This window comes from Lentzea aerocolonigenes, from assembly GCF_000955955.1.
GTDB lineage: Bacteria > Actinomycetota > Actinomycetes > Mycobacteriales > Pseudonocardiaceae > Lentzea > Lentzea aerocolonigenes_A.
Map to the genome: position 1 here is coordinate 1 of NZ_JYJG01000461.1, position 4,376 is coordinate 4,376.

Consider the following 4,376-nt stretch of genomic DNA (forward strand, 5'->3'; position numbering starts at 1 on the left):
CGGTACGCTGGAAAACGGGGGGATCCCCGAGCCCGGCGCTTCCAAGATCACGTGGGCGTTCGTGCCGGAGATGCCGAAGGAGGACACGCCAGCACGCCACGGCCGGTCGACCGAAGGCCACGGGGTGTTCTCGGTCAGCAGCGAGACCGCGCCCGCCGACCAGTCGATGTGCGACGACGGCGACGTGACGTGCAGGGTCTGCGGGAGCAGCCCGTGCTGGAACGCCATCACCATCTTGATCACGCCCGCCGCACCGGCCGCCGCCTGGGTGTGACCGAGGTTCGACTTCACCGAGCCCAGCCACAGCGGGTCGACGCGGTCCTGCCCGTACACGGTCAGCAACGCCTGGGCTTCGATCGGATCGCCCAGAACGGTTCCCGTGCCGTGCGCCTCCACAGCGTCCACATCGGACGGCGACAGACCACCGGACGCAAGCGCTTGGCGGATAACGCGTTGCTGCGAAGGCCCGTTCGGCGCGGTCAACCCGTTCGAGGCGCCATCCTGGTTGAACGCCGAGCCCCGCACCACCGCGAGCACAGGGTGCCCGGCGGCGACGGCGTCGGAAAGCCGTTCGACGACGAGGATGCCGACGCCCTCGGACCAGCCCGTGCCGTCGGCGGACTCGGAGAACGCCTTGCACAGCCCGTCCGGCGCGAGCCCGCCCTGCCGCGAGAAGCCGGAGAACGACGTCGGCGTCGCCATCACGGTGACACCACCGGCCAGCGCGAGCGAACACTCACCGCCGCGCAACGCCTGCGCGGCAAGGTGAAGCGCCACCAGGGCCGAGGAGCACGCCGTGTCGATCGTCACCGCCGGACCTTCCAGGCCCAGCGCGTACGAGATGCGGCCGGAGATCACCGAGGCCGCGAGTCCGGTGCCGGCGTGGCCCTCCAGGTCCTCGTTGGAGGCCATGACGACGTGCTGGTAGTCCTGCCCGTTCGTGCCGACGAAGACGCCGGTCCGCGAGCCGCGCAACGACGACGGGTCGACGCCCGCGCGTTCGACGGCCTCCCACGAGGTTTCGAGCAGCAAGCGTTGCTGCGGGTCCATCGCCAGTGCTTCCCGAGGCGAGATGCCGAAGAACGCGGGGTCGAAGTCCGCGACGCCGGTCAGGAAGCCGCCCCGCGACGTCGAGCTCTGCAGCGAAGCCAGGTCCCAGCCGCGGTCGGCCGGGAAGTCCGACATCGCGTCCTCACCGGCCACCAGCCGCCGCCACAGGTCTTCCGGTGAGTCGATGCCGTCCGGGAAGTGGCAGGCCATGCCGACGATCGCGATGTCGTCGGTGGTCTGCACGACCGAGACGTCATCGGCGTCGCCGCCCTCGCCGAGCAACTCCGAGAGCAGGTGCTCGGCCAATACGCGCGGTGACGGGTAGTCGAAAACGAGTCCGGCGGGCAGCGCGAGTCCGGTGATCTCGGTGAGGTGGTTGCGCAGTTCGACCGCGGTCAGCGAGTCGAACCCGATGTCGCGGAACGCCTTGTCCGACGCCACCGCTTCCTTGCCCGAGTGGCCGAGCACCTGGGCGGCACGCGTGCGGACCAGCTCCAGGACGGGCTCGATCCGTTCCGCGGCGGGGAGTTCACGCAGGCTGCGGCGCAGTTCAGCAGCGGCGGACTCGCTGTCCCGGCGTGCGGCCGCCAGTTCGTCCAGCACCTCGCGGGCGCCGGGCAGCTCAGCCAGCACGGGTGAAGGACGCAGGCTCAGCAACGCGCTGAGCAGCTGCGGGTGGTGGATGTCCGCGATCACCGCGGTGGGCGCGGTCTCCGCCACCACACTTCGCATCGCCGCGACCGCGAACTCCGGGTCCAAAGTGGACGCGCCGACCGACTTGATCGTCTGGGCCACGCGCTCCTCACCGGCCATGCCGTCGCCGGTCCATGCGCCCCAAGCGATCGACGTCGCCGCAATGCCATGCTCACGGCGTTGCGCGGCGATGGCGTCGAGAACGGCGTTGGCGGCGGCGTAGTTGGCTTGACCGGGGTTGCCGATCGAGCCCGCGACCGACGAGAACAGGATGAACGCGTCGAGATCCAGCTCGCGGGTCAGTTCGTCGAGCAGGAACGCCGACGTGACCTTCGCCTGGAACACGTCCGTGAACCGCTCCGGCGTCAGACCGTCGAGCACGCCGTCGTCCAGCACACCAGCAGCGTGCACAACGGATTTGACGTCGGGAGTCAGCACCGCAGCCAGCTCGTCGCGGTTCGCGACGTCGCACTTGACGACCTCGACGCCCAGCTCGGTCACGATGTCCGCCGCGCCGGGTGCGTCCATGCCGCGCCGGCTCAGCAGCACGACCTTCTCCGCGCCGCGCGCGACCAGGTCCCGCGCAACGTGCTTGCCCAGCGCGCCAGTGCCACCGGTGATCACGACCGTGCCGGTCGGCTGCCACTCCTGAGACGCCCGTGGCGCAACGAGAATCCGCCGCCCGAACACGCCGGACGCCCTGACCGCGACCTGATCCTCATCACTGGTCAGCACCGCCACGAACCGGTGCGCCGCCCGATCGTCAAGCTCAGCGGCGACATCGACCAGGCCGCCCCAGCGGTTCGGGTGCTCCAGTGCCGCGACCCGGCCGAGCCCCCACACGCCTGCCTGCCAAGGGTTGCTGACGGCGTCCGCGCGCCCGGCCGACACCGCGCCGCGCGTCACGACCCACAGCGGTGCCATGACACCGGCGTCGCCGAGCGCCTGGATCAGCGCCGTGGTGCTGGTGATCGGTGCGATCTCACCGAGGTCGTCCAACGCCAGCAACGACACCACACCGGTGAACGGCGCCTGCGCGAACTCCACGAGCTGCCCCGCGAGGCGCTCACGATCGGCCCACGCGACGCCGAGCTCCGTGACATCCCCGAGCGCGTCGACCAGCGTCCGCACCCACGCGTCGTCCGCCGCCTCGACCGGCAGGACCACCAGCCACCTGCCGGGCTTAGCGGCCAGACCGGACACCGGCTGCCAGCTCTCGCGATGCAGCCACGACTCCACAGTGGACTGCGCCTTGCGCTTGCCCCGCCATGCCGACAACGCGGGCAGGACCCCCGCGAGTGTCTCGCTGTCGAGGTCGAGCGTGGCGGCGAGGGACGCGACGTCGTCCTGCTCGACCGCGGTCCAGAACGCCGCGTCGGCCGGGTCTGCCGCCACCACGCCGGCAGCAGCCTCGGGCCAGAACCGCTCGTGCTGGAACGGATACGTCGGCAGGTCGACCCCGTGTCCACCCTTGTAGAAGCTCGACCACTCGACATGCACACCGCTGACGTGCAGCCTCGCGAGCGCCTGCAGGAACGCCTTGTGCTCGCCCCTGTCCTTGCGCTGCACCGGAATCGCTCCGTCGACGAGTGCCGCGAGCACTCCGTCCGGCCCGATCTCCAGGAACGCGCTCGCACCCTGCTCCACCAGCCGCGCGACGTTCTCGGTGAACCGCACCGCATCCCGGACGTGACTGACCCAGTACTCGGGATCCGTGACATCGCCTGTGGTCGCGATGGGGATGCTCGGCTCGTTGAACGTGATTCCGGCGATCGCTTGCCGGAACTCGTCGAGCATCGGCTCCATCAACGGCGAGTGGAACGCGTGGCTGACCGGGAGCTGCTTGCTCTTGCGCCCCGCGAACTGGCCGGCAACCGCGCGCACTTCGCTTTCGACCCCCGCGATGACCAACGAGTCGGCCGTGTTGATCGCCGCGATCGACACACCGCTGGTGAGATGCGGCACGACCTCTGTCTCTGTGGCCTGCAACGCGATCATCACGCCACCCGCCGGCAACGCCTGCATGAGCTTCGCGCGTTCGGTGACAAGCTTCGCCGCGTCCTCAAGGCTCAGCACACCCGCGACGTGCGCGGCCGCGATCTCGCCGATCGAATGCCCCGCGACCAGCCGCGGGACGACGCCGAACGACTCCGCCAGGCGATACAGCGCCACCTCGACCGCGAACAGCGCGGGCTGCGTGTTCCCGGTCTGGTTCAGCGCCTCGGCGTCGTCACCCCACATGACCTCACGAACGCCTTGGAGGTGCTCCAGCACCTCATCCAACGCCGACGCGAACACCGGAAACTCCTCATAGAGTTCACGCCCCATGCCCAGCCGCTGCGCCCCTTGCCCGGAGAACAGCATGGCGAGCGTCTTCCCCGACGCCTCCCCACTGGCCAACACGTCGCCGCCCACCAACACGGCCCGGTGCTCGAACAACGTCCGCCGATGCAGCAGCGAATACCCAACGTCGCGCGGGTCCCCCTCGACCGCCCGAATCCGCTCGATCTGCGCATCCAACGCCGCCGCCGACTTGGCCGACACCAGCCACGGCACGGCCCCACCACTCGGAATCGATCCCGTCTGGGGCCCCCCAGGGGAGACCGAGGTCCCCACTCCAAGCGTCCCACGGC

The 4,376-nt window shown here is 70.1% G+C and carries 1 protein-coding gene; it reads right to left on the bottom strand.

Annotated features, from left to right (window positions below; genetic code table 11):
• Positions 1-4,299 (bottom strand): type I polyketide synthase (locus tag UK23_RS43550; RefSeq protein WP_231114952.1); only part of this gene is annotated, 4,299 nt, incomplete at its 3' end.
• Positions 4,300-4,376: the final 77 nt, after the last annotated feature.